At 76.6% G+C, this 22,395-nt stretch carries 18 protein-coding genes; 9 read left to right on the top strand and 9 right to left on the bottom strand.

All coding sequences use genetic code 11. The features are described from left to right. The first annotated feature begins 35 nt into the window (after nucleotides 1–35). Genes BJP59_RS08195 through BJP59_RS08175 form a run of 5 tightly spaced genes read left to right on the top strand, consistent with a single transcriptional unit; the run spans nucleotide 36 to nucleotide 8,556 of the window. A complete protein-coding gene (locus BJP59_RS08195) occupies nucleotides 36–1,601 on the top strand; it encodes a pyridoxal phosphate-dependent decarboxylase family protein (protein WP_194522668.1) in 1,566 nt (521 codons plus the stop codon). Continuing rightward, nucleotides 1,598–3,160 (top strand): lysine N(6)-hydroxylase/L-ornithine N(5)-oxygenase family protein, encoded by a 1,563-nt coding sequence (locus BJP59_RS08190; RefSeq protein ID WP_194522667.1) that lies wholly within the window; start codon nucleotides 1,598–1,600, stop codon nucleotides 3,158–3,160. Before BJP59_RS08195 ends, BJP59_RS08190 begins: the two co-directional genes overlap by 4 nt. Continuing rightward, a complete protein-coding gene (locus BJP59_RS08185) occupies nucleotides 3,157–5,706 on the top strand; it encodes a GNAT family N-acetyltransferase (RefSeq protein ID WP_194522666.1) in 2,550 nt (849 codons plus the stop codon). The genes BJP59_RS08190 and BJP59_RS08185 overlap by 4 nt, the downstream gene beginning before the upstream one ends. A gap of 1 nt (nucleotide 5,707) precedes the next feature. Then, nucleotides 5,708–7,924, top strand: coding sequence for a penicillin acylase family protein (locus BJP59_RS08180; RefSeq protein ID WP_228485340.1), 2,217 nt, complete (start codon nucleotides 5,708–5,710; stop codon nucleotides 7,922–7,924). Then, entirely contained in the window at nucleotides 7,921–8,556 is a 636-nt protein-coding gene (locus tag BJP59_RS08175; protein ID WP_194522665.1) for a GNAT family N-acetyltransferase, read from the top strand. The genes BJP59_RS08180 and BJP59_RS08175 overlap by 4 nt, the downstream gene beginning before the upstream one ends. A 66-nt stretch (nucleotides 8,557–8,622) precedes the next feature. Here BJP59_RS08175 and BJP59_RS08170 read toward each other — a convergent pair whose 3' ends face one another. The 5 genes from BJP59_RS08170 to BJP59_RS08150 all read right to left on the bottom strand — a co-directional run bounded on the left by BJP59_RS08170 (nucleotide 8,623) and on the right by BJP59_RS08150 (nucleotide 12,501). Then, nucleotides 8,623–9,129, bottom strand: a complete 507-nt coding sequence (locus BJP59_RS08170) for a hypothetical protein (RefSeq protein WP_194522664.1) — start codon at nucleotides 9,127–9,129, stop codon at nucleotides 8,623–8,625. A gap of 54 nt (nucleotides 9,130–9,183) precedes the next feature. After that, nucleotides 9,184–9,546, bottom strand: a complete 363-nt coding sequence (locus BJP59_RS08165) for an ACT domain-containing protein (protein ID WP_034652603.1) — start codon at nucleotides 9,544–9,546, stop codon at nucleotides 9,184–9,186. A gap of 101 nt (nucleotides 9,547–9,647) precedes the next feature. After that, entirely contained in the window at nucleotides 9,648–10,778 is a 1,131-nt protein-coding gene (locus tag BJP59_RS08160) for an NAD(P)/FAD-dependent oxidoreductase (RefSeq protein WP_194522663.1), read from the bottom strand. Next, entirely contained in the window at nucleotides 10,775–11,326 is a 552-nt protein-coding gene (locus BJP59_RS08155; RefSeq protein WP_061268437.1) for an isoprenylcysteine carboxyl methyltransferase family protein, read from the bottom strand. The genes BJP59_RS08160 and BJP59_RS08155 overlap by 4 nt, the downstream gene beginning before the upstream one ends. Next, complete coding sequence (locus tag BJP59_RS08150; protein ID WP_194522662.1) at nucleotides 11,323–12,501, bottom strand: type III polyketide synthase; 1,179 nt, start codon at nucleotides 12,499–12,501, stop codon at nucleotides 11,323–11,325. Before BJP59_RS08150 ends, BJP59_RS08155 begins: the two co-directional genes overlap by 4 nt. A 108-nt stretch (nucleotides 12,502–12,609) precedes the next feature. Here BJP59_RS08150 and BJP59_RS08145 point away from each other — a divergent pair, with 108 nt between their 5' ends. Then, nucleotides 12,610–13,464 (top strand): UbiA family prenyltransferase, encoded by an 855-nt coding sequence (locus BJP59_RS08145; RefSeq protein WP_194522661.1) that lies wholly within the window; start codon nucleotides 12,610–12,612, stop codon nucleotides 13,462–13,464. A gap of 6 nt (nucleotides 13,465–13,470) precedes the next feature. On the opposite strand, the gene BJP59_RS08140 is transcribed toward BJP59_RS08145, so the two are convergent. Beyond that, nucleotides 13,471–14,394, bottom strand: a complete 924-nt coding sequence (locus BJP59_RS08140; RefSeq protein WP_228485339.1) for a LysR family transcriptional regulator — start codon at nucleotides 14,392–14,394, stop codon at nucleotides 13,471–13,473. Nucleotides 14,395–14,488: 94 nt separating this feature from the next. On the opposite strand from BJP59_RS08140, the gene BJP59_RS08135 reads away from it, so the two are divergent. Then, a complete protein-coding gene (locus BJP59_RS08135; RefSeq protein ID WP_194522659.1) occupies nucleotides 14,489–15,469 on the top strand; it encodes a threonine ammonia-lyase in 981 nt (326 codons plus the stop codon). A gap of 73 nt (nucleotides 15,470–15,542) precedes the next feature. After that, nucleotides 15,543–16,163 (top strand): L-threonylcarbamoyladenylate synthase, encoded by a 621-nt coding sequence (locus BJP59_RS08130; protein ID WP_061268434.1) that lies wholly within the window; start codon nucleotides 15,543–15,545, stop codon nucleotides 16,161–16,163. Nucleotides 16,164–16,220: 57 nt separating this feature from the next. On the opposite strand, the gene BJP59_RS08125 is transcribed toward BJP59_RS08130, so the two are convergent. After that, nucleotides 16,221–17,762 carry a lipase maturation factor family protein gene (locus BJP59_RS08125; RefSeq protein WP_194522658.1) on the bottom strand — a complete coding sequence of 514 codons (1,542 nt, stop codon included), beginning with the start codon at nucleotides 17,760–17,762 and terminating at the stop codon, nucleotides 16,221–16,223. Between the two features lie 92 nt (nucleotides 17,763–17,854). Here BJP59_RS08125 and BJP59_RS08120 point away from each other — a divergent pair, with 92 nt between their 5' ends. Beyond that, nucleotides 17,855–19,276 carry a UTP--glucose-1-phosphate uridylyltransferase gene (locus BJP59_RS08120; RefSeq protein ID WP_194522657.1) on the top strand — a complete coding sequence of 474 codons (1,422 nt, stop codon included), beginning with the start codon at nucleotides 17,855–17,857 and terminating at the stop codon, nucleotides 19,274–19,276. Between the two features lie 423 nt (nucleotides 19,277–19,699). Here the strand turns inward: BJP59_RS08120 and BJP59_RS08115 are convergent, their stop codons facing one another. Both BJP59_RS08115 and argG read right to left on the bottom strand, forming a co-directional pair. Then, on the bottom strand, nucleotides 19,700–20,356 hold the full coding sequence (locus BJP59_RS08115) for a YigZ family protein (protein WP_076404856.1): 657 nt from the start codon (nucleotides 20,354–20,356) through the stop codon (nucleotides 19,700–19,702). A 71-nt stretch (nucleotides 20,357–20,427) separates the two neighbouring features. After that, on the bottom strand, nucleotides 20,428–21,873 hold the full coding sequence (gene argG, locus BJP59_RS08110) for an argininosuccinate synthase (protein ID WP_085387943.1): 1,446 nt from the start codon (nucleotides 21,871–21,873) through the stop codon (nucleotides 20,428–20,430). Between the last annotated feature and the right edge of the window lie 522 nt (nucleotides 21,874–22,395).

Here is a 22,395-nt window from a genome sequence, read left to right as displayed (position 1 = left end):
TCCGTGGCGGTCCTCTCCCCGTCCTGGAGCCTCGCATGCTCTCAGCACGATCCAGCGCGCCCGCGCACGGTACCCCGACCGCCCCCGCGCTGCTCACCGGCGCGACCGCGGGCGCCTACGCGAGCACCCTGCACGCCGTGGTGGACGACGTCGCCGCGCGCATGGCCGCCGTCGACCAGCCCTGGTCCGGCGCGAGCCGCACGCACCTGGCCGCGCTCGTCGACGCCGCCGACCTCGACGGCCCCGGCGTCGGGACCGACGCCGCGCTGCGCGAGGCCGCCGACCTCTACGCGACCCACGCCGTGTGGTTCCACCACCCCGCCTACGCCGCGCACCTCAACTGCCCGGTCGCGCTGCCCGCCGTCGGCGCGGAGGCGCTGCTCGCCGCGATCAACACGTCCGTCGACACCTACGACCAGTCGACCGTCGCGACCCTCATGGAGCGCCGCCTCGTCGCCTGGACCGCGGGCCGCGTCGGCTACGCCGCAGGCGACGGCGTCCTCACGTCGGGCGGCACCCAGTCCAACCTCCACGCGCTCTTCCTCGCCCGGGAGCGCGCCGTCGAGCGCGCGGCCCGCGACGGGCTCGGACGCTCGGCCGTCCTGCCGCGCCTGCGCGTCCTGGCCGCAGGGTCCAGCCACTTCAGCGTCGCGCGCTCGGCCCTGCTGCTCGGCCTCGCCGACGACGCGGTCGTGCGGGTCGAGGCCGACGCCGACGGCCGGGTCGTGCCCGCGGCGCTCGCGGCCGCCGTCGCCGCGGTGCACGCCGCGGGCGAGGTCGTCATGGCGGTCGTCGCGACCGCCGGCACGACCGACCGCGGCTGCGTCGACCCGCTCGCCGCGGTCGCGGACGTGTGCGACGCGGCCGACGTGTGGCTGCACGTCGACGCCGCCTACGGGTGCGGCCTCCTCGTGTCCGCGACGCGCCGGCACCTGCTCGACGGCATCGAGCGCTCGCGGTCGGTGACCGTCGACTACCACAAGGCGTTCTTCCAGCCGGTGTCCGCGAGCGCGCTGCTCGTGCGCGAGCGCGCCGACCTGGAGCGCGTCGCGCACCACGCGGACTACCTCAACCCGCGCGAGAACGCCGAGCCGAACCAGGTCGACGTGTCGCTCCAGACGACGCGCCGTTTCGACGCGCTCAAGCTCTGGACGACGCTGCGCGCGCTCGGCCCCGGCGGGGTCGGCGCGATGGTCGACGCCGTGTGCGACCTCGCCGCGCAGGTGCACGCCGACCTCGCGGACGACCCCGAGCTGCGCGTGCTCGGCCGCACGGACCTGTCCACGGTCCTGTTCCGCTACGAGCCGCCGGAGCTGTCCGCGGCGCACGCGGACCGCCTCGTGCCGCTCGTGCGGCGCGTGCTGTTCGAGTCCGGTCGCGCGGTGGTCGCCAAGACCGTGCTCGACGGCGTCCCGTGCCTCAAGCTCACGCTGCTCAACCCGACCGTGACGCTCGCGGACGTGCGCCACGTGCTCGACCTCGTGCGCACGACCGCCCAGGCGCTCGTCGAGCGCGACGAGCTGCTGCACGACGACGACGTCGCGACGCACGCCGCGGACCTCGTGGCGTCCCTCGCGACCGCCGGGGCGGTGACCCGATGACCACGACTGCCCCCACGGCGAGCGGCCCCGCCCGAGCGCCCCACGACCCGGCGCGCGTGCGCGACGTCGTCGGCGTGGGGATCGGGCCGTTCAACCTCGGCCTCGCGGCGCTGTCCGCGCCCCTCGACGACGTCGACGCCGTGTTCCTCGACGCCGCCCCCGAGTTCCGCTGGCACCCCGGCATGATGATCGAGGGCGCCACGATCCAGGTCCCGTTCCTCGCCGACCTCGTCACGATGGCGGACCCGACGTCGCCGTACTCGTTCCTCGCGTTCCTCAAGGCCACGGGTCGGCTCTACCCGTTCTACATCCGGGAGTCGTTCTACCCGCTGCGCGCCGAGTACGACGCGTACTGCCGCTGGGTCGCGGCCCGACTGGGCTCGCTGCGCTGGTCGCGGCGCGTCGTCGCCGTCGAGCACGACCCGGCCGCCGACGCGTTCGTCGTGCGCGCCGAGACGCTCGCGCCCGACGGGAGCGTCACCGGCACCGAGGAGCACCGGGGTCGCCACCTGGTGCTCGGCGTCGGCACCTCGCCGGTGCTGCCGCCCGCGCTGCGGGCGCTCGCGGACGAGGTCGCGCGCGGCGAGCACCCGGGTGCCGGGCCGCTCGTGCACAGCGCGCAGTACCTGCCGCACCGCGACGCGCTCGCGGCCGCGGGCTCGGTCACGGTCGTGGGCAGCGGCCAGTCGGCCGCCGAGGTCTACCGCGACCTGCTCGACGGCGTGCACGGCGACGCGCGGCGCCCCGGCTATCGGCTCGACTGGGTGACGCGCTCGCCGCGCTTCTTCCCCATGGAGTACACGAAGCTCACGCTCGAGATGACGTCGCCGGAGTACACCGACCACTTCCACGCGCTGCCGCTCGAGCTGCGCCAGCTCCTCGGCCGCGAGCAGCGGAGCCTGTACAAGGGGATCAGCGGCGACCTCGTGGACGAGATCTACGACGCGCTGTACCGCCTGAGCCTCGACCGTCCGGTGCCGACGACGCTGCTCACCGACACCGAGGTCGTCGCCGCGCGGTACGAGCCGGCCGCCCGCGGGGGTGACGGGGCGAACGCTGCCGGGCAGCCCGACGCGGCGGGGTCGGCCGGGGAGTACGTGCTGCGGCTGCGGCACGCGCAGCTCGGGCGGGAGGTCGAGCGCCGCACGCGCGCGCTCGTCGTCGCGACGGGCTACGCCGCCTCGGTCCCGGCGTTCCTCGACCCGGTGCGCCACCTGCTCCGGTTCGACGAGCTCGGGCGGTTCGACGTCGCGCGCGACTACACGGTCGACGACGCGCGCCGCGTCCACGTGCTCAACGGCGAGGAGCACACGCACGGCATCACCGCGCCGGACCTCGGGTTCGCCGCGTGGCGCAACGCCGTCGTGCTGCGCACGGTCACGGGCCGCGAGGTGTACCCGGTGGAGGAGCGCATCGCGTTCCAGACGTTCGGCCTGCCCGACGACGAGGCTCCTTCGGGTTCCCCGTCCCCGGCCACCACTCCCGCGACGACCCCCGCCACGTCGGACGCCGCGGCGCGCGTCGCGGCGGGCGAGCGCACGGGAGGTGAGGCTCGATGAGCGCCACCACCACGGCGACGACGGCGTCGGCCGTGCCGTCGCCGGGCCCGACGGCGTCAGTCGCTGCGGCGTCGGACGACGCGGCGTCGAGCGCGAGCCCGGGCGCCGCCTTCGCGGTGCGGGTCCGGCTCGGCGACGGCCGCGCGGACCTCTCGTTCGAGCCCGCCGACCCGGTGCGCGACGCCGCGCTCGTGCAGGGCTGGCTCGCGCACCCCCGCTCGGCGTTCTGGCAACTGGGCCACCTCGACGTCGACGGCGTGCGGGACTACCTCGCCGGGGTTCGCGCCGACCCGCACCAGGACGCGTGGCTCGGCCGGGTCGACGGCGTGCCGGCGTTCCTCGTGGAGACGTACGACCCGGCGCGCATCACGCTCGCCGACGTCCCCGCGGCCGTCGCCCTGCTGGAGCCCGGCGACGTCGGGATGCACCTGCTCGTCGCGCCCCCGACCGGGCCCGCACGCGGCGGGTTCACCTCGGCGGTGATGGGCGCCGTCGTGCGGTTCTGCCTCGACCCCGCGGGCCGGGGCGCCCGTCGCATCGTCGTCGAGCCGGACGTGCGCAACGCCGCGATCGCGGCGAAGAACGCCGCGGCCGGGTTCCGCGTGCTGCGCGAGGTGGAGCTCCCCGGCAAGACGGCGCACCTCGCCGTCGCGACGCGCGCCGACCTCGACGCGAGCCCGCTGGGCGACGGCGTCGACCACGCCCCGCACCTGCGCCCCGACCTCGCCGAGCGCGCGCACCGCCACCTCGTCGCGAAGACGATCGCCGAGCTCACCCACGAGCGGCTGCTCGCGCCGCGCGCGGAGGCCTGGCCGGTCGAGGCCGACGGGCCGGGCGAGTACGTGCTGCCCGTCGCGGACGGCTCGGTGGAGTACCGGTTCGTCGCGCGGCGGTACGCGCTCGAGCACTGGGTGCTCGACGAGGCGTCGATCCGGCGCACCACGACGGCCGGGCACGGCACGGCGGGCCGGGCGGGCGACGCGGGCGACCCCGCGGGTGCGGACGGCACGGACGCGCGGCGTGAGCTGTCGGTCGACGCGCTCGACCTCGTCGTCGAGCTCCAGCCCGACCTGCGCATCCCCGACGACCTGCTCGCCACCTACCTCGAGGAGGTGTCGTCCACGCTCGCGAGCGCGACGGCCAAGCTCGAGCGGTACGAGCGCACCGGCGGGCCGAGCGCCACCGACCTCCTCGGCGCGTCCTTCCAGGAGGTCGAGGCGGCCATGACGGAGGGGCACCCGGGGTTCGTCGCGAACAACGGGCGCATCGGGTTCGGCCTCGCGGAGTACCGCGCGTACGCGCCCGAGAACGGGGGCCGCGTGCGGCTGCTGTGGCTCGCCGCGCGGCGCGAGCACACCCACCTCGCGCTCGGCGCCGGGCTCGACGAGGAGACGCACTACGGGGCCGAGCTCACGCCCGACGAGCGCGCCGCGTTCGCCGAGCGGCTCGCCGCGCGCGGCCTCGACCCGGCCGACTACCTCTACCTGCCCGTGCACCCGTGGCAGTGGGAGCACCGCGTGCCCATCACGTTCGCGGCCGACGTCGCGCGCGGCGAGCTCGTCCCGCTCGGGCCGGGCGCCGACGAGTACCAGCCGCAGCAGTCGATCCGCACCCTGTCCAACCTCACCCGGCCCGGCCGCCACTACGTCAAGGTGGCGCTCGCGATCCAGAACATGGGGTTCCTGCGCGGGCTGTCGCCCGCCTACATGCGCGACACGCCCGCGATCAACGACTGGGTCGCGGACCTCGTCGCCGCCGACCCGGAGCTCGGCGGCCGCGGGTTCACCGTGCTGCGCGAGCTCGCCTCGATCGGGTACACCGGCGACGTCTACCACCGCACCGCCACGCCGTCCCCGCACCGCAAGATGCTCGCCGCCCTGTGGCGCGAGAGTCCCGTGCCGCGCACCGCGCCCGGGGAGCGCCTCGCCACCATGGCCGCGCTCCTGCACCGCGACCCCGACGGCGCCGCGCACGCGACCGCGCTCGTGCGCGCCTCCGGGCTCGACCCCGCCGACTGGGTGCGCGCCTACCTCGACGCCTACCTGCGCCCGCTCGCCCACGCGCTCCTCGCGCACGACCTCGCGTTCATGCCGCACGGCGAGAACCTCATCCTCGTGCTCCGCGACCACGTCGTGGTCCGTGCGGTCATGAAGGACGTGGGCGAGGAGATCGCCGTCCTCGGCGACGCGCCGCTCCCGCCCGGCGTCGAGCGTGTGCGCGCCGTCGTCGACGACGAGGAGAAGGCGCTCGCGATCTTCACCGACGTGTTCGACGGCGTCCTGCGCCACCTCGCCGCGATCCTCGCCGGCGACGGCGTGCTGCCCGAGGACCGGTTCTGGCGCCTCGTCGCCGAGTGCCTCGACGCCCACCGCGCCGACCACCCCGACCTGCGCGGCGGCGTCGACCTGCGCGCGCCGCGGTTCGCGCACTCGTGCCTCAACCGCCTCCAGCTGCGCAACACGCTCCAGATGGTCGACCTCGCCGACCAGTCCGCGTCCCTGCTGTACGCGGGCACCCTCGCCAACCCCGTCGCGCGGGAGGGCTGACGTGACGGCGAGCCCCGGCGGGTTCTCCGTGCACCGCGACGCGTGGGGCGTCCCGCACGTGCGCGCCACGGACGAGCTCGCGCTCGCGCGCGGCCAGGGCTACGTCACCGCGCTCGACCGCGGCTGGCAGATCGAGGTCGACCGGTGGCGCGCCGAGGGGCGGCTCGCCGAGCGCCTGGGCGAGCCGGGCCTCGCGTGGGACCGGTTCGCCCACCGCGTCCGCCTCGCCGACACCGCCCGTCGCGCCTACGCGGCGCTCGCGGACGACGACCGCGCCTGGGTCGACGCGTACACCGCGGGCGTGAACGACGGTCTCGAGCGCGGGCGCGACGTGCCCGAGATGCACGCCCTCGCCGACCCGGCCTGGCCCGGCGGGGGCGACCTGCCGCCGCACGAGCCGTGGCCCGCGTGGGCGCCGCTCGGCGTGTTCCTCGTCGCCCACGTCCTGTTCTCCGGCTTCCCGCACGTGCTGTGGCGCGACCACGTCGCGCGCACGCTCGGGGCCGCCGTCGCGCGCTCCCGGCCCGACGTTCCCCTCACCGCGGTGCTCGACCTGCTCGCCGTCGACGGCGGCCCCGGCTCGGGGTCGAACGCGTGGGCGCTCGCGGGCGCCCGCACGCGCGGCGGGGCGCCGCTGCTCGCGGGCGACCCGCACCGCCTCCTGGAGCTGCCGGGCGTCTACCAGCAGGTGCGCCTGGCGTGCGACGCGTACGACGTCGTCGGCCTCGCGTTCCCGGGCGTCCCGGGGGTCCCGCACTTCGGGCACGCGGGCGCGGCGGCGTGGGGCGTGACGAACGCGATGGCGCACCACGTCGACGTCGTCGCGGAGCGGCTGCACCGCACCGCGGACGGCGGTGTCGTCGCGGAGGGCCCCGACGGTCCGGAGCCGGCGGACGTCGTCGTCGCCACGGTCCGCGTGCGCGCGCCGGGCGGACCGGTCGAGCACCGCGTGGAGACGATCGAGACGGCGCGCGGCGTCGTCGTCTCCGGTGGGCCCGACGACCCGGGCCGGACGTTCGCGGTGCGCCTGCCCGCACGCGTGGACGCCGACCTCGGGGTCGCCGCGTGGCGACGGCTCCTGCGGGCCGGGTCGGCGCGCGACGTCACGGACGCGTTCGCGACCTGGGTCGACCCGGTCGACCGCGTCCTGGCGGCGGACCGTGCGAGCGTGCTGTCGGTGACGGCGGGGCGCGTGCCCCGCCGCGACCCGACCGAGCGCACGCTGCCCGTGCCGGGGTGGGCCGACGCCGGGCGCGTCCGCCCGTGGGTCGTGCCGCCCCCGCCCGTGGTCGTCGACGACGTCGCGGTCGACGCGAACGAGCGGCCCGCGCGGCCCGACCTCGACCTGGGCCGCACGTATGCCCCGCCGCACCGCGCTCGCCGGATCCGGGCGCTCCTCGCGGCCGCGGGCGACGACGCGACCGCGGCGGACCAGTCGCGCGTCCACGCGGACACGCTGCTCGGCGGCGCGGACGACCTGCTCGGGTGGCTCGACCGCGACGGTCGCGCCCCGGGCGCGGCCGGGGCCGAGGGCAGCACGGCCGCGCGTCCCGACCCCGCGACGGTCCGCGCGGCGGCGCGGCTGCGCGCGTGGGACCGCCGCATGGACGCGGACAGCGCCGACGCGGCGCTCTTCGCGGCCTGGCGCGGTGCGCTGGTCGGCCGGGTCGCGGCGCACCCCGCGCTCGCGCCGCTGCACGCGCCCCACGGCCTCGACCCGGTCTTCGCGCCGTGGCTGTCGGTCCCCGCGCGCGTCGCCGACGCGCTGCCCGCGCTGCTCGGGGCCGCGTGGCTCGGGATCGACGGCGCCGCGCTCGCGTGGGCCGCGCTCGCCGACGTCGTGCGGGCGCGGGACGACGAGCCGGGCCCGGCGCCGGTGTGGGGCGACACCCACCGCGTGCTCGGGCTGCACGTGCTCCTCGACGTGCCGGGCGCTCCGGTCCCGCGTGTGCCGGACCTGCCGCTCGGGGGCGACACGGACACCGTGCGCTGCACCGCGAGCGTGCCGGGGGTCAGCGACGTGTGCGTGCGCGGGTCGGTCGCGCGCTGGGTGTGGGACCTCGCCGACCGGGGCGCGAGCCGCTGGGGCGTGCCGTTCGGCGCGAGCGGCGACCCGCGCTCGCCCCACTTCGCCGACCGGCTCGCCGCGTGGGCCGACGCCGAGACCGTGCCCGTCGTGACCGACTGGGCCCTGCTGCGCCACGAGGAGACCCGATGACCACGACCGACCTGCCCGCCCCCGGCCGCCTGCGCACCGGCGCTCCCGGGGAGCTGCTCCTCGCGCACCGCGCGCCGGGCGGCGGCCGCCTGACGCTGCGCGTCCTCGACCCGGACGCGGACCTCGACGTCCTGCACGCCTGGGTGACCCGGCCATGGGCACGGTTCTGGGGACTCGGAGACCTGTCCCGGACGGAGCTGCGCGACATGTACGCCTACGTCGGCTCGCTGCCGACGCACCACGCCTTCCTCGTGCGGTGGGACGACGCCCCGGTCGCGCTCCTGCAGACCTACGAGCCGGAGCACGACCCGGTCGGCGAGGCGTACGCGGTGGCGCCGGGCGACGTCGGGCTGCACTTCCTGCTCGGCGGGCGCGGTCCGCGCGGGGCGGACCTGTGGGCCGCCGTCGGTCCGCTGGTCGTCGCGTTCTGCCTCGCCGACCCGCGGGTGGACCGGATCGTCGTCGAGCCGGACGCGGCGAACGAGCGGGCGCACGCCCGGATGCGGGCCCTCGGCTTCGAGGTGGCGGAGCGGGTGCGCGTGGGGGACAAGGACGCGCTCCTCGCGTTCCTGCCGCGCGACCGCGCGCGCGACCTGCTCGACCGGGCGGAGAAGGCGGCGGCGCGGGGGTGACCGGCTGCGCCGCCGAGCGCGGTGGCGCGGGCCCCGAGCGCGGTGGCGCGGGGGCCGGGCGTCGGGTCAGCCGCCGGTGAACGGGGCGATCGTCAGCGGAGCACCGAGCGCCTCGCACGCGTCGCCGAGGTCTGCCTGGGCCTGCGCCCACTCCGGGGAGCCCACGCCGGTCGACTCGGCGAACGTCCCGACCGCGACGGCCGGCGCGGCCGCCTGGAGGTCGCCGACCGCCGTCTGCACGGCGCTGTCCCCGCCGGACGGCAGGCGGCCGAGCACGCGGGTGGCGAGCCTGTACCAGCCGTCCCGCTCCTGCTCCGCCATGCGGCCGTCGGCGAGGCCGAGGTCGGCGTTCTCCACGATCGTCATGACGTCGCTGTAGGCGACGCAGGTCGCGGCGTCGTCCGGGGCGCCGTCCTGCGCCGGGGCATCCGTGGCGGGCGACGGCGCAGCGCTGCTCGCCGCCTCCGGTTCCTCGGTCCCGTCCGCCGGGCCCCCACCGCCGGACCCGCACCCGACCAGGACCGCCGTGCTCAGCACCACGGCTGCTGCCGCCACCCACCCTCGCGCTCGCATCCGCGCATGCTACCGGTGCAGGGACCGCGTACGACGACGGGCGGCGACCCGGGGTCACCGAGGCGCGGCGACCGCGTGACCGGCGTCGCGCAGCACCCGGGTGGCCTGCTCGAGCCGCACCTCCGGGACCAGCACGAGGTCCGCGTGGAACGTGGACGCGACGAACACCGGCACGCCCGCCTCGCCCAGCGGCCCGACGACGGACGCGAGCACGCCCGACGTCTCCAGCCCGTGGGCCGAGCCGTAGAAGCCCGCCCACCGCTCGGCGTCGTCGAACGGGGACGCGTGCCGCACGACCGTCAGCCCTTCGGGGGCACGCACGAGCGCGACCCACTCGTCGTCCTCGGGGAACGTGGCGCCCGGCACGTGGCCGAGCAGGAAGCGGTCGGGGACGACGTGCAGGTCGAGCGAGGTCATGGCCGCACGGTAGCGGTGGGCGCCCACACCGGGGCGTGGAGACGGGCCGCTCGCCGGACGAGGGCAGCGGGCGGGTACCGCGACCGGCACGGAGCCGCCCGTCAGCGGGCCAGGCGCTCCACGACCGCCCCGTACAGCCACGGCGCGGCGCTCGCGGCGGGCACGATCGCGCGGCGGGCGGGGCTGCCCGCCCAGGCGAGCAGGCCGGAGGTGAGGACGCGGTAGTCGCGCGTGGCGCGGGACCAGGCGCGCTCGTACGCGGCCGGGTCGTCGAGGTGGCGCACGGCGGCCTCGGCCTGGGCGAGCCCGACGCGCACGCCCTCGCCGGTGAGCGCGTCGACGTACCCGGACGCGTCGCCCACGAGGCGCACGTGCCCGGCGGTGCGGCGTCGGGCCCGCTGGCGCAGCGGTCCCGCGCCGCGGACGCGCCCGAGCACGGGGGCGTCGCGCACGCGGTCCGCGAGCTCGCCGAACGCGTCGAGCCCGTGGTGCCCGGCCTGGGGCGTGCCGCGGGCGCCGTCGCGGTGGGTGAGGACGGCGACGCCGACGACGTCGGGCGCGACCGGGGTGACGTACGCCTCGGCGTGCGGTGCCCAGTGCACCTCGACGAGGTCGCTCCACGGGGCGAGCCGGTAGTGGGTGCGCAGGCCGAACCGGGCGCGCCCGTGCGGCGGGGCTTCGAGCCCGGTCAGACGGCGCACGGTGGAGTGCAGCCCGTCGCAGCCGAGCACGCGGGCGGCCCGCACGACCTCGTCCGCGCCGCCGTCCGGCCCGGGTGCCTCCCCGGCGGGCGCTCGCGCCGCGCCGAGCACGACGTCGACCCCGCGGGCGTCCTGGCGCAGCGCCCGGAGCGTGGCGTGCTCGATCGTGACGCCCTCGGCGAGCGCGCGCTCGCGCAGGGCGGCGTGCAGCGCGGTGCGCCGCACGCCGCGGCCCGGGCCGGCGGCGAACGGGTGGTCGGCGTGGCGGGTGGCGTCGCGGTAGCTGATGCCGGCGAGCGGGTGGCCCGGCGGGTCGACGCCGAGGGCGAGGACCGCGGCGAGCGCGCCGGGGAGCAGCCCCTCGCCGCACGCCTTGTCGATGACGCCCGGGCGGCGGTCGACCACGAGGACGTCGTGCCCGGCGCGGCGGGCGTGCAGGGCGGCGGCGAGCCCGACGGGCCCGCCGCCGACGACCAGCACGTCGACGTCGCGGTCGGTCGTGCGGCGGTCGGTCGACCGGGGAGGGGTCACGGCACGGCCGGGTGCGCGGCGGCGCCGCCCGCGGTCGCGCGGGCGAGGGCGCGCTCCTCGGCAGGGATGCGGAAGCGGGCGAGCAGCACGGCGTTGAGCAGCGTGAACGCGACGGCCGTGATCCAGCACGAGTGCACGAGCGGCAGCGCGACGCCCTCGACCACGACGGCGACGTAGTTGGGGTGGCGCAGCCACCGGTAGGGGCCGCGTGCGACGAGCGGCAGGCCCGGCACGACGATGACGCGCGTGTTCCACCGCGGCCCGAGGGTCGCGATGCACCACCAGCGGAGGCCCTGGCTCGCGAGCACGAGGACGAGCATGGGCCAGCCGAGCCACGGCAGGAACGGGCGGTCGGCGAGCCACGCCTCGGCCACGCACGCGAGCAGCAGACCCGTGTGCAGGGCGACCATCGCGGGGAAGTGGCCGCGGCCCGACTCGACGCCGCCCCGGGCGAACGACCAGCGGGCGTTGCGGGCCGAGACGACGAGCTCGGCGAGCCGCTCGACGGCGGTGGCGCCGACGAGCACCACGTACCAGGCGAGGCTCATCCCTGGACCCCCTCGGCTCGCGCGACCGCGTGCTCGCCCGCGTGACCGGGCCCGTGCGCCCGGCGGGGGCCGCGGCCGTCGAGCCGCAGCAGGACGAGCTCGGTGCTCATCCCGGGCCCGAACGCCATGAGGACGGCCGGTGCGCCGGGCGGCACGTCCGTGCGGGCCAGGGTCGCGCCGAGCACGTGCAGCACCGACGCCGACGACAGGTTCCCCACGTCGCGCAGGGACGCCCGGCTGAGCGCGAGCTCCTCCTCGGCGAGTCCCAGGGTGTCGCGCACGGCGTCCAGGACGCGGGGGCCGCCCGCGTGCACGACCCACGCCCCGACGTCGCCCGGCTCGAGGTCGTGCTCGGCGAGCAGGGCCTTGACGTCGCCCAGCAGGTGCGCCCCGATGAGCTCGGGCAGGCGTGCCGACAGCACGATCTCGAACCCCGTGTCGCCGACGCGCCACCCCAGGTCGCCCGTCGTGCCCGCGTGCAGGTGCGAGCGCGAGTCGACGACGCGCACGCCCCGGGCGCGCACGCCCGCGCCCGCCCGCCCGTACGGGCCCGGGCGTCGGGCGAGGCGGTGCTCGTCCCCGACGAGGACGGCCGCCCCCGCGCCGTCGCCGAACAGGCCCGACGCCACGATGTTCGCCGTCGACGGGTCGGTGCGCTGCAGCGTCAGGGAGCACAGCTCGACGGCGACGAGGAGCGCGACGTCCCGCGGGCGCCCTCGCAGCAGGTCGTCCGCCCGCGCGAGGCCCGCCGCGCCCCCGGCGCAGCCCCACCCGAACGACGGCGTGCGGCGCACGTCCGGTCGCAGGCCGAGCCGGGCCGCGACGAGCACGTCGAGCGTCGGCGCGCCCACGCCCGTGACGGTGGTGAGGACCACGTGGTCGACCTCGTCCGGGCGCAGACCCGCGTCGTCGAGCGCCGCGCGGCACGCCTGCTCCGCGAGGTCGGTCCCGAGCGCGAGGAAGGCGTCGTTGGCCGAGCCGAACGACAGCCCGCCGTAGTCCTCCAGGGGCAGCGCGAGATGACGGGTCTCGACGCCCGCGTGGGCGTGCAGCCGGCGCGTGAGCGCGCGGCGCACCGGGTCGTCGGTGAGCAGCTCGCTCGTGACCCGGGAGATCTCGTCCTGGCGGTACGCATGCGCGGGAAGCGAGGTCCCGACGGCGACGACGCGCGACATGCCCGCATCGTCCCACCGGCCCGGTCCGCCCGCGCGGGGGGAGGGGTGCGCCGCGGCGACCGGCCCGGGCGCCGGGCGCGCGGCCCGGCGGCGGGCTAGGTTGCCGCCATGGTGACCGGTCGCTCGCGAGGGCTCGTGCGCGGCCTCGTGGTCGCGAGTCACTTCCCGCCCACCGTGATGGTCACCGCGTTCGCCCTCGCGCTCTCCGCGGGCATCGGCGCCGGCGCCCGCACCACGACGCTCGTCGCGCTCGCCGTCCTCACCGGCCAGCTCTCCGTCGGCTGGTCCAACGACTGGCTCGACGCGCGCCGCGACGTCGCCGTCGGCCGCTCCGACAAGCCCGTGGTGACGGGCCTCGTCACGGCGGCCACCCTGCGTGCCGCGGCGCTCGTGGCGTTCGGCGCGTGCGTCGTGCTGTCCCTCGCGACCGGGCCGCTGCCCGGGGTGGTGCACGTCGTCGCCGTCGGGGTCGCGTGGTCGTACAACGCGCTGCTCAAGGCGACGTGGTGGTCCTGGGCCCCGTACGCCGTCTCCTTCGGGCTGCTCGCCGTGTTCGTCGTGCTCGCCGTCCCCGGGGAGGGCCGCCCCGCCCTGTGCGCCGTCGCGGCCGCCGCGCTGCTCGGCGTCGGCGCGCACGTCGCGAACACGCTGCCCGACCTCGAGGACGACGCAGCCACGGGCGTGCGCGGCCTGCCGCACCGGCTCGGGCGCCGCGCGAGCTCCGTGCTCGCCCCCGTGCTGCTCGCCGCGGCGTCCCTGCTCGTCCTGGTCGCACCCCCGACACCCCCCGGCCCGGTGACGTGGGCCCTCGGCGCAGTCGCGCTCGTGCTCGCCCTCGCGGCCGGCGCCGTCGGGGTCGTGCGCCCGCGCAGCCGCGCCCCGTTCGCGCTCTCCATGGCCGTCGCGGGCGTGTGCGTCGTGCTGCTCGTCCTCGCGGCGCCCGCCGTCGTCGTGCCCGGCTGACCGGCGTCAGTCCGCCGCGCGCACCAGACCCTCCACCACCGCCGCCGCACCCGGGGACGGACGCTCCCCGTACGTGACCGCGAGCACGCGCCGCGCCGCCCCCGGCAGCGCCCGCACCGTCACCCGGGGGTCCCGGTGCGCCCGCAGCGCCAGCGCAGGCAGCAGCGACACCCCCACGCCCGACGCCACGAGCGCCTGCACCGCGACGTAGTCGTCCGTCTCGAACGCGACGCGCGGCGTGAACCCCGCCCGCTCGCACCGCCCCACCAGGTCCGCCCGGCACCGCTCGCAGCCCGCGATCCACGCCGCGTCCGCGAGCGGCGCGAGGTCCACCTCCCCTGACGACGCCGCGGCCTCGTCCGTGGCGGAGTCCCTCCCGGGGTCCGTGCGCGGCTGCGGACCGGACCCCGCCCGCACGAGGAACAGCTCCTCCGCGAGCACCGGCACCACGCGCAGCCCCTCCACGTCCAGCGGCGACCGGTCGTGCTCGAACACCAGCGCCACGTCCACCGCACCGCGCCGCACCGCGTCCAGAGCCTCCGGCGGCTCCGCCTCCACGAGCCCCACGCCCAGACCCGGGTGCTCGCGCGCCAGGCGACCCACGACGTCGGGCACCAGCGTCGCCAACGCCGACGGGAACGCCGCCAGACGCACCCGACCCGCCGACAACGACACCAGGGCGTCCAGCTCCTCGCGCGCCGCGCCCACGCGCCCCAGGATCTCCTCCGCCCGCGCCGCGAGCAGCCGACCCGCCGCCGTCAGCCGCACGCCCCGGCCGTGCCGCTCCGTCAGCGGCACCCCCACCTCCGCCTCCAGGCGCGCCAGATGATGGCTCACCGACGGCTGCGCATAGTGCAGCGCACGCGCCGCCCCCGTCACCGAGCCCTCGCGCGCCACCGCCGCCAGCACTCGCAACCGCGTCAGGTCCACGTCCACACCCTCCTGCGCGAAGCATAGATCCCGTCGATCGGTCGCCACAGAACAGGCATTGGACCGATGAGACGCCTCGCGGCACCGTGGACCCATGCCCCCCGCAGACCTCGCCCCGCCCACGATGCGCGACGTCCTCGACGCCCGCCGCCTCCTCGCCACCCACCTCCAGCCCACCCCCACCCGCAGCTACCCCGCGCTCGACCGCGCCACCGGCACCCACGTCGTCGTCAAGCACGAGAACCACCAGCCCACCGGAGCCTTCAAGGTCCGCGGCGCCCTCAACCTCCTCCTGCGCCTCACCCCCGACGAACGCACCCACGGCGTCACCGCCTTCTCCACCGGCAACCACGCCCAGGCCGTCGCCCACGCAGCCCGCACCACCGCCACCCCCTGCACCATCGTCATGCCCACCCACCCCAACCCCACCAAGGCCGACGCCGTCCGCGACCTCGGCGCCCGCCTCGTCCTCACCGGCACCACCTTCGACGACGCCCGCGAGCACGCCACGGCGCTCGCGGCCGAGGACGGGTCCCGGCTCGTCAGCGCGGCGAACGAGCCGCTCCTCATCGCGGGGGTCGCGACGGCGTACCTCGAGCTCCTCGCCGACGCGCCGGACCTCGACGTGCTCGTCGTCCCCGTGGGCGGGGGGAGCGGCGCGGCCGCGGCCTGCCTCGTCGCCCAGGCGCTCGCCCCCGGGCTCGAGGTGGTCGCCGTGCAGTCCGCCGCGTCGCCCGCCGCGCACGACTCGTGGCGCGCGCGCGACCTCGTCGCCCGGCCCAACACCTCGCGCGCCGAGGGCCTCGCCACCGGCACCGGCTTCGCGCTCACCCAGGCCGTCCTGCGCGAGCACCTCGACGACTTCGTCCTCGTCGACGACGACACGATCGACCGCGCCGCCGCGCTCTACCTCACCGCGGCGCGGAGCGTCGCCGAGGGCGCGGGCGCGGCCGCCCTCGCCGCCGTCCTCGCCGACCCCGCCCGGTTCGCCGGGCGCCGCGTCGGCGTCGTCTGCTCGGGCGGGAACGCGAGCCCGGCGGAGCTGCGCCGCGTCTTCGCGCACCTGCCCCGGTAGCCGCCTCGGGCCGGGGCGTGCGACGACGGCGGTCCCGGCGGCCGGACCGCGGCCCCGGGCCTAGGCTCGCCCCATGGCCCGCTACCTCGACGTGCACCCCGACAACCCGCAGCCGCGCGCGATCGCGCAGGTCGTCGCCCTCCTCGAGGACGGCGGCCTCGTGGCCTACCCGACCGACTCCGGCTACGCGCTCGGCTGCCGCATGGACGACCGCGAGGGCGCCGACCGCATCCGCCGCATCCGCCACCTCGACGACCGGCACCACTTCACGCTCGTGTGCGCCGACTTCGCCCAGCTCGGCCACTTCGTCATGGTCGACAACGCGGCGTTCCGGTCGATCAAGGCCGCCACCCCGGGCCCGTACACGTTCATCCTGCGCGCGACGTCCGAGGTCCCGCGCCGCCTCGCGCACCCGAAGAAGAAGACCGTGGGCGTCCGCATCCCCGAGGACACCGTCGCCCAGGCCATCGTCGCCGCGCTCGGGGAGCCGATCCTGTCGAGCTCGCTCATCCTCCCGGGCTCGACCGAGGCGCTCACCGACGGCTGGGCCATCAAGGAGGAGCTCGACCACGTCGTCGACGCGGTCGTGGACGGCGGCGAGCGGGGCAGCGCGCCGACGACGGTCGTCGACTTCTCCGACGGCGCCCCCGAGGTCGTGCGCGTCGGCGCGGGCGACCCGTCCCGCTTCGAGTAGGACCCTGCCGGGCGTCCACGGGCGACGCGCGCGGGGTCCGGCCGCGCCACCAGTTGCTCACGCCCGCGGGCCCAGGAGCAGCCGCAGCCGCTCGCGGTCGACCGGGTCGACGAGCGCCCCGCGCTCCTCGCGCACCCACCAGTCGCCGGTGCGTCGCCGCTCGGCGCGCGTCGTGTACCGGTAACGGAAGACGCGGGCCCGCACCCAGCGCGGGGCGGGGCCGTCGGGATCGTCGGCGAACGGGTCCGCCGCGAGCAGGCGCAGGGTCGGGCGGTCGGCCTCCAGGAGCCGGAGCAGCAGCACCTCGAACCACCGCGTGCCGGGCGACCCGAGCGCGAGGAACCACATCTGCCAGTCCAGCCGCAGGTGGTAGGGCGCGACCTGCGGCGGACGGCGGGCCACGTCGCCCGGCTTGCCGCGGAACGCGTACTCGACCCAGTCGTCGGGACCGGGGGAGCGGGCCGTCGTCCCCTCCACGACGACCTCGTCGCGGCGCCGCGAGACCGAGCCGAACGCGCCGTACGCGTTGACGAGGCGGAACGGCTCGAAGCTCGCGTTCATGAGCTGCCGGCGCGCGACGAGGTTCCGCGCCGGGCGCACGCCGAGGTCGAGCAGGAGCGCCGACACCGCGAGCACGGCCACGACGAGGGTGACCGGGCCGCCCAGGGCGGCGGCGCCGTCGGGCACCGGATCCTCGCCGCGGCCGAGCGCGGGCACGAGCCACGACCCGACGGCGGCCCACGCGCCGTCGCTCACGACGCCGAGCCCGAGCACGATCGTCAGCCAGTTCAGCCACGCGAAGTTCCCCGTCACGAGCAGCCACGCCTGCGTGAGCACCACGACCCCGCCCGCGACGCTCGCGACCGGCTGCGGCGCGAAGAGCGCGAACGGCACGACGAGCTGCGTCACGTGGTTGCCCGCCACCTCGACGCGGTGCCACCACCGCGGCAGGTGGTGCGCGTGCCACGAGAACGGGCCGGGGAGGGGCTGCGTCTCGTGGTGGTATTCCAGGGCCGTGAGGTCGCGCCACGCGCGGTCCCCGCGGAGCTTGATGAGTCCCGCGCCGAGCTCGACCCGGAACAGGCACCAGCGGGCGAGGAGCAGGACGAGCAGCGGGGGAGGGGCGCCCTCGCCGGACGAGCCCAGCCACCCCACGAGGAACGTCAGCTCGCACAGGAGCGACTCCCAGCCGAACCCGTAGAACCGCTGCCCGACGTTCACCACCGACAGGTAGACGGCCCACAGCACGAGGAAGGCGAGCGTCGTCAGCCACCACGGCCCGCGCTGCGGGACCCCCACGACGAGGAGCGCCGCCAGCCCCGCCCCGCCCCACGCGAGCGCGATCACGAACCGGTCCGAGCACCGCCACCGGAGCACGCTCGGGGCGTCGCGCCACGTCGTGCGCGCCACGAACGTCGCGGCGGGCAGCAGCCCACGCTCGCCCAGCAGCGGGCGCCACTGCCGCACGACGACGAGGAACGCGACGACGAGGACCGCCGCCGTGCCGCGCTGCAGCACCTCGCGCGCGACGTCGTAGCCGGGCGCCCAGAACCACGACCCGAGCCAGGTCGCCACGTCGTCGGGCAGGACGTCCGCCATGTGCCCACGGTAGGGCTGTGAGCCCTGTCTCACCCGTGGTCCGGCCGTCCCCGCGCCGGGCCACGACCGCGTCGCGCCCCTACCATCGGGGCATGAGCAGCCAGGGCCTGAGCCAGTCCACCGACCGCATGCGCGACGCGGGCGTCGCGCCCGCCGCCATCGACGTCTTCGCCCGGTTCTACCGGCTCCTCGAGTCCGGCGCGACCGGCATGATCCCCGAGGCCGACGTCGAGCCGCTCACCGACGTCACGCACCGCGACGAGCTCGAGGTGCCTGAGGACGCCGCCCGCGAGGCGCTGCGCCGCACGGCGGTCATCAAGCTCAACGGCGGCCTCGGGACGTCGATGGGCATGGACCGCGCCAAGTCGCTCCTCACCGTGCGCGACGCCGACCCCCAGCACCCCGACGGCGGGCCGCTGACCTTCCTCGACGTCATCGTCGCGCAGGTGCGCGCCGCGCGGCGCGCGACCGGGGCGCCGCTGCCGCTGCTGCTCATGAACTCGTTCCGCACACAGGCCGACACGCTCGCCGCGCTCGCCCCGCACGACGACCTCGCCGTCGGCGACCTCCCGCTCGACTTCCTGCAGAACCGCGAGCCCAAGCTCCTCGCGAGCGACCTCACGCCCGTCGACTGGCCCGCCGACCCGGAGCTGGAGTGGTGCCCGCCCGGCCACGGCGACCTGTACACCGCCCTCTACGCGTCCGGCGCGCTGCGCGCGCTGCTCGACGCCGGGTACCGCTACGCGAGCGTCTCGAACTCCGACAACCTCGGCGCCGCGCCCGACGCCGCGATGGCCGGGTGGTTCGCCGCGAGCGGGGCGCCGTTCGCCGCCGAGGTCGCACGCCGCACTCCCGCGGACCGCAAGGGCGGCCACCTCGTCGTGCGCCGCAGCGACGGGCGCCTCGTCCTGCGCGAGACGGCGCAGACCCCGGCCGACGACCAGGACGCCGCCGCCGACATCGGCCGGCACCGGTACTTCAACACCAACAACCTGTGGTTCGACCTCGAGGCGCTGTCGGCCGAGCTCGACCGCACCGGCGGGGTGCTCGAGCTCCCGCTCATCAAGAACACCAAGACCGTCGACCCGACCGACCCGTCGTCGCCCGAGGTCGTGCAGATCGAGTCCGCCATGGGAGCCGCGGTCGAGGTGTTCGACGGCGCCGTCGCGATCGAGGTCGGCCGCGACCGGTTCCTGCCGGTGAAGACGACGAACGACCTCCTCGTGCTCCGCTCCGACGTCTACGACCTCGACGACGCCTACCGGTTCGTCGCGCGCACCGACGCGCCGTTCGTGGACCTCGACCCGGCCCGCTACAAGACCATCGCCGCGTTCGACGCCCGGTTCGACGACGGCACCCCGTCCCTGCGCGCGGCCCGCTCGCTCACGGTGCGCGGGGACTGGACCTTCGGCTCCGGCGTCACGGTCACCGGCGAGGCCGAGCTCGCCGACCCGGGCGGCTCCGCCCGCGTTCCCGACGGCGCCGTCGTCGGCCCGGACGGCGTCAGCGCCTGACGCGGAGGCAGAGCCCGGGTCGGCCGAGGGAGAGCCCGGGTCGGCCGAGGTAGAGGCGTGGTCCGCCGGGGCAGAGGCGTAGTCGGCCGAAGTAGAGGCCTGGTCCGGCGGGGTAGAGGCGTAGTCGGCCGAGGTAGAGGCCTGGTCCGCCGGGGCAGAGGCGTGGTCGGCCGGGCACTGCAGGCGCCGGGCGGGTGCGCTGCCCTCGCCTCGCCTCTCGGCCCGACGGCGGTGGCGGCCCGGCTTGTCGTGGTCGCCTGCACCGACGGGTCGAGCGAGCAAGCATCGACCTGCGAGCAGCTCTGCGTCACGCGACGACGGCTCTCCTTCGCGTGTCCGGGCCTCTACTTCGTGCGACCACGGCTCTACCTCGCGCGACTACGGCTCTACCTCGCGGTGTGCGGGGTTCCTGTGCGGGCGCGGTCAGGCGGGGACGTCGACGACGCGGCTGTCGCCCCGGCGCGCGACGAGGGCGCCGGACGACGCGGCGGCGAGGTCGGCGTCGAACCGGTCGAGCTCGGCCGGGGGGACGAGGACGGTGAACGCGGCCGTCGTGCCGTAGTCGACGCCCTCGAGCGTGCCGTCGTGGTGGTCGCACCAGTCGCGCAGGACGCCGTGGAGCCGCCCGGCGTCGGCGTGGGGGACGTCGACGTGCACCGCGGTGAGCACGGCGCGGCGCACGGGTCGCGCGAGGTCGAGCGCCTCGCTCACCGCGCTCGAGTAGGCGCGCACGAGGCCGCCCGCGCCGAGCAGGACGCCGCCGAAGTACCGCGTGACGACGGCGACGACGTCGGTCACGTGCCGGTGCCGCAGCACCTCGAGCATGGGGATGCCCGCGGTGCCGGAGGGCTCGCCGTCGTCGGTGGAGCGCTGCTGGTCGGCGTGCGGGCCGACGACGAGCGCGACGCAGTGGTGGCGCGCGTCCCAGTGCTCCTTGCGCACGCGCGCGACGACGGCGTCGGCTGCGGCGACGGACGGGACGGGGGAGAGGTGCGCGAGGAAGCGGGACTTCTTGACGACCAGCTCGTGGTCGACGGGTCCGGCGATCGTCCCCCACAGCTCCCCGGTGCCCGCGCTCACCCTGCGAGCCTAGCCGCGACGGCGCCCGGGTCGGTCGTCGACCCGGGCGCCGTCGACGGGCGTCGTTGCGGTCAGTCCGTGCCGGACTCCATCGCGGCGCGGTCGAGGAGCGCGTCGTCGCCCTCGGCCATGCCGCGCGACGCGATGACCTCGGCGCCGCCCTCGGGCATCGCGCCGATGAGCTCGGTGGAGGCCTGCACGGCGCCGATGAGCGCGGCGTGCGTGGTGCCGACGATCCCGATGCCGGCGTACTGCTCGAGCTTGGCCCGCGAGTCGGCGATGTCGAGGTTGCGCATGGTGAGCTGGCCGATCCGGTCCATCGGGCCGAACGCGGAGTCCTCGGTGCGCTCCATCGACAGCTTGTCCGGGTGGTAGCTGAAAGCAGGCCCGGTGGTGTCGAGGATCGAGTAGTCCTCGCCGCGGCGCAGGCGCAGCGTGACCTCGCCGGTGACGGCCGTGCTGACCCAGCGCTGGAGCGACTCGCGGATCATGAGCGCCTGCGGGTCGAGCCACCGGCCCTCGTACATGAGGCGGCCGAGGCGGCGGCCCTCCGTGTGGTACTGCGCGAGGGTGTCCTCGTTGTGGATCGCGTTGACCAGGCGCTCGTACGCGGCGTGCAGGAGCGCCATGCCGGGGGCCTCGTAGATGCCGCGGCTCTTGGCCTCGATGATGCGGTTCTCGATCTGGTCGGACATGCCGAGCCCGTGACGGCCGCCGATCGCGTTGGCCTCCTGGACCAGCGCGACGGCCGACTCGAACTCCTCCCCGTTGATCGTCACCGGACGGCCCTGGACGAAGCCGATCGTCACGTCCTCGGTCGCGATCTCGACCGCCGGGTCCCAGAACCGCACGCCCATGATCGGGTCGACGGTCTCGATGCCGGTGTCGAGGTGCTCGAGCGTCTTCGCCTCGTGCGTCGCGCCCCAGATGTTCGCGTCCGTGGAGTACGCCTTCTCGGTGCTGTCCCGGTACGGCAGGTCGTGGGCCAGCAGCCACTCGGACATCTCCTTGCGCCCGCCGAGCTCCGCGACGAAGTCCGCGTCGAGCCACGGCTTGTAGATGCGCAGGTGCGGGTTGGCGAGCAGCCCGTAGCGGTAGAACCGCTCGATGTCGTTGCCCTTGAAGGTCGACCCGTCGCCCCAGATCTGGACGTCGTCCTCCTGCATCGCGCGGACGAGGAGCGTGCCCGTGACCGCGCGGCCCAGGGGAGTGGTGTTGAAGTACGCGCGTCCGCCGGAGCGGATGTGGAACGCGCCGCACGCGAGCGCGGCCAGACCCTCCTCGACGAGCGCGGCGCGGCAGTCCACGAGGCGCGCGATCTCGGCGCCGTAGGCGGTCGCGCGACCGGGCACGGAGCCGATGTCGGGCTCGTCGTACTGGCCGATGTCGGCGGTGTAGGTGCACGGCACCGCGCCCTTGTCGCGCATCCACGCGACGGCGACAGACGTGTCGAGGCCCCCGGAGAACGCGATCCCGACGCGCTCTCCCACGGGCAGGGAGGTGAGAACCTTGGACATGGGCACGAGTATGCAGCATTCTGCATACGTATTCAATTCGGTGGTCAGGGAGCCCGGCAGGCCTGGCGGCGACACGCCCGCCAGTCGCTCTCGACGCAAAAAGTGTGCCAAGCGGTAGGGTCCACCCATGCCCGACGACGCCACGTCACCCACCAGCCCGGACACGGCGGGCCGCGCGACCGCCGACGCCAGCACCGGCACCGGCGCCGCGTCCCGATACCCGCGCCCCACCGTCACGCTCGACGAGGCCGAGTGGGTGTGGCGCCTGCTGGCGACGGAGGCGATGGTCGAGGCCGCGAAGCCGGAGACCGTGCGCCTCGCGGTGATCGCCGGCCTCACGCGCGCCACGGGCGCGCGCTACGGCGACCTGCTGCGCTGCACCGTCGACGCGATCGACCTCGGCCCGGCGACGGAGCGCGCGGGGGAGGGGAGGGTCGTGCTCACGCACGGCAAGCACCGCACGGTGCGCGAGCACGTGCTGAGCGCGAGCGTCGTCGTCGTGCTGCGTCGCTGGATGGCGGT

The organism is Cellulosimicrobium sp. JZ28 (assembly GCF_015327065.1).
Classification (GTDB): Bacteria; Actinomycetota; Actinomycetes; order Actinomycetales; family Cellulomonadaceae; genus Cellulosimicrobium; species Cellulosimicrobium funkei.
Note: the sequence above shows the minus strand (reverse complement) of the source record. Positions and strands in the feature narration are given on the sequence as shown.

Excerpts from the sequence above, each read along its gene's own strand:
- BJP59_RS08195 (WP_194522668.1), top strand. The coding sequence starts at position 36 with ATGCTCTCAGCACGATCCAGCGCGCCCGCGCACGGTACCCCGACCGCC.
- BJP59_RS08190 (WP_194522667.1), top strand. The coding sequence starts at position 1,598 with ATGACCACGACTGCCCCCACGGCGAGCGGCCCCGCCCGAGCGCCCCAC.
- BJP59_RS08185 (WP_194522666.1), top strand. The coding sequence starts at position 3,157 with ATGAGCGCCACCACCACGGCGACGACGGCGTCGGCCGTGCCGTCGCCG.
- BJP59_RS08175 (WP_194522665.1), top strand. The coding sequence starts at position 7,921 with ATGACCACGACCGACCTGCCCGCCCCCGGCCGCCTGCGCACCGGCGCT.
- BJP59_RS08170 (WP_194522664.1), bottom strand. The coding sequence starts at position 9,129 with ATGCGAGCGCGAGGGTGGGTGGCGGCAGCAGCCGTGGTGCTGAGCACG.
- BJP59_RS08165 (WP_034652603.1), bottom strand. The coding sequence starts at position 9,546 with ATGACCTCGCTCGACCTGCACGTCGTCCCCGACCGCTTCCTGCTCGGC.
- BJP59_RS08155 (WP_061268437.1), bottom strand. The coding sequence starts at position 11,326 with ATGAGCCTCGCCTGGTACGTGGTGCTCGTCGGCGCCACCGCCGTCGAG.
- BJP59_RS08150 (WP_194522662.1), bottom strand. The coding sequence starts at position 12,501 with ATGTCGCGCGTCGTCGCCGTCGGGACCTCGCTTCCCGCGCATGCGTAC.
- BJP59_RS08145 (WP_194522661.1), top strand. The coding sequence starts at position 12,610 with ATGGTGACCGGTCGCTCGCGAGGGCTCGTGCGCGGCCTCGTGGTCGCG.
- BJP59_RS08135 (WP_194522659.1), top strand. The coding sequence starts at position 14,489 with ATGCCCCCCGCAGACCTCGCCCCGCCCACGATGCGCGACGTCCTCGAC.
- BJP59_RS08130 (WP_061268434.1), top strand. The coding sequence starts at position 15,543 with ATGGCCCGCTACCTCGACGTGCACCCCGACAACCCGCAGCCGCGCGCG.
- BJP59_RS08125 (WP_194522658.1), bottom strand. The coding sequence starts at position 17,762 with ATGGCGGACGTCCTGCCCGACGACGTGGCGACCTGGCTCGGGTCGTGG.
- BJP59_RS08120 (WP_194522657.1), top strand. The coding sequence starts at position 17,855 with ATGAGCAGCCAGGGCCTGAGCCAGTCCACCGACCGCATGCGCGACGCG.
- argG (WP_085387943.1), bottom strand. The coding sequence starts at position 21,873 with ATGTCCAAGGTTCTCACCTCCCTGCCCGTGGGAGAGCGCGTCGGGATC.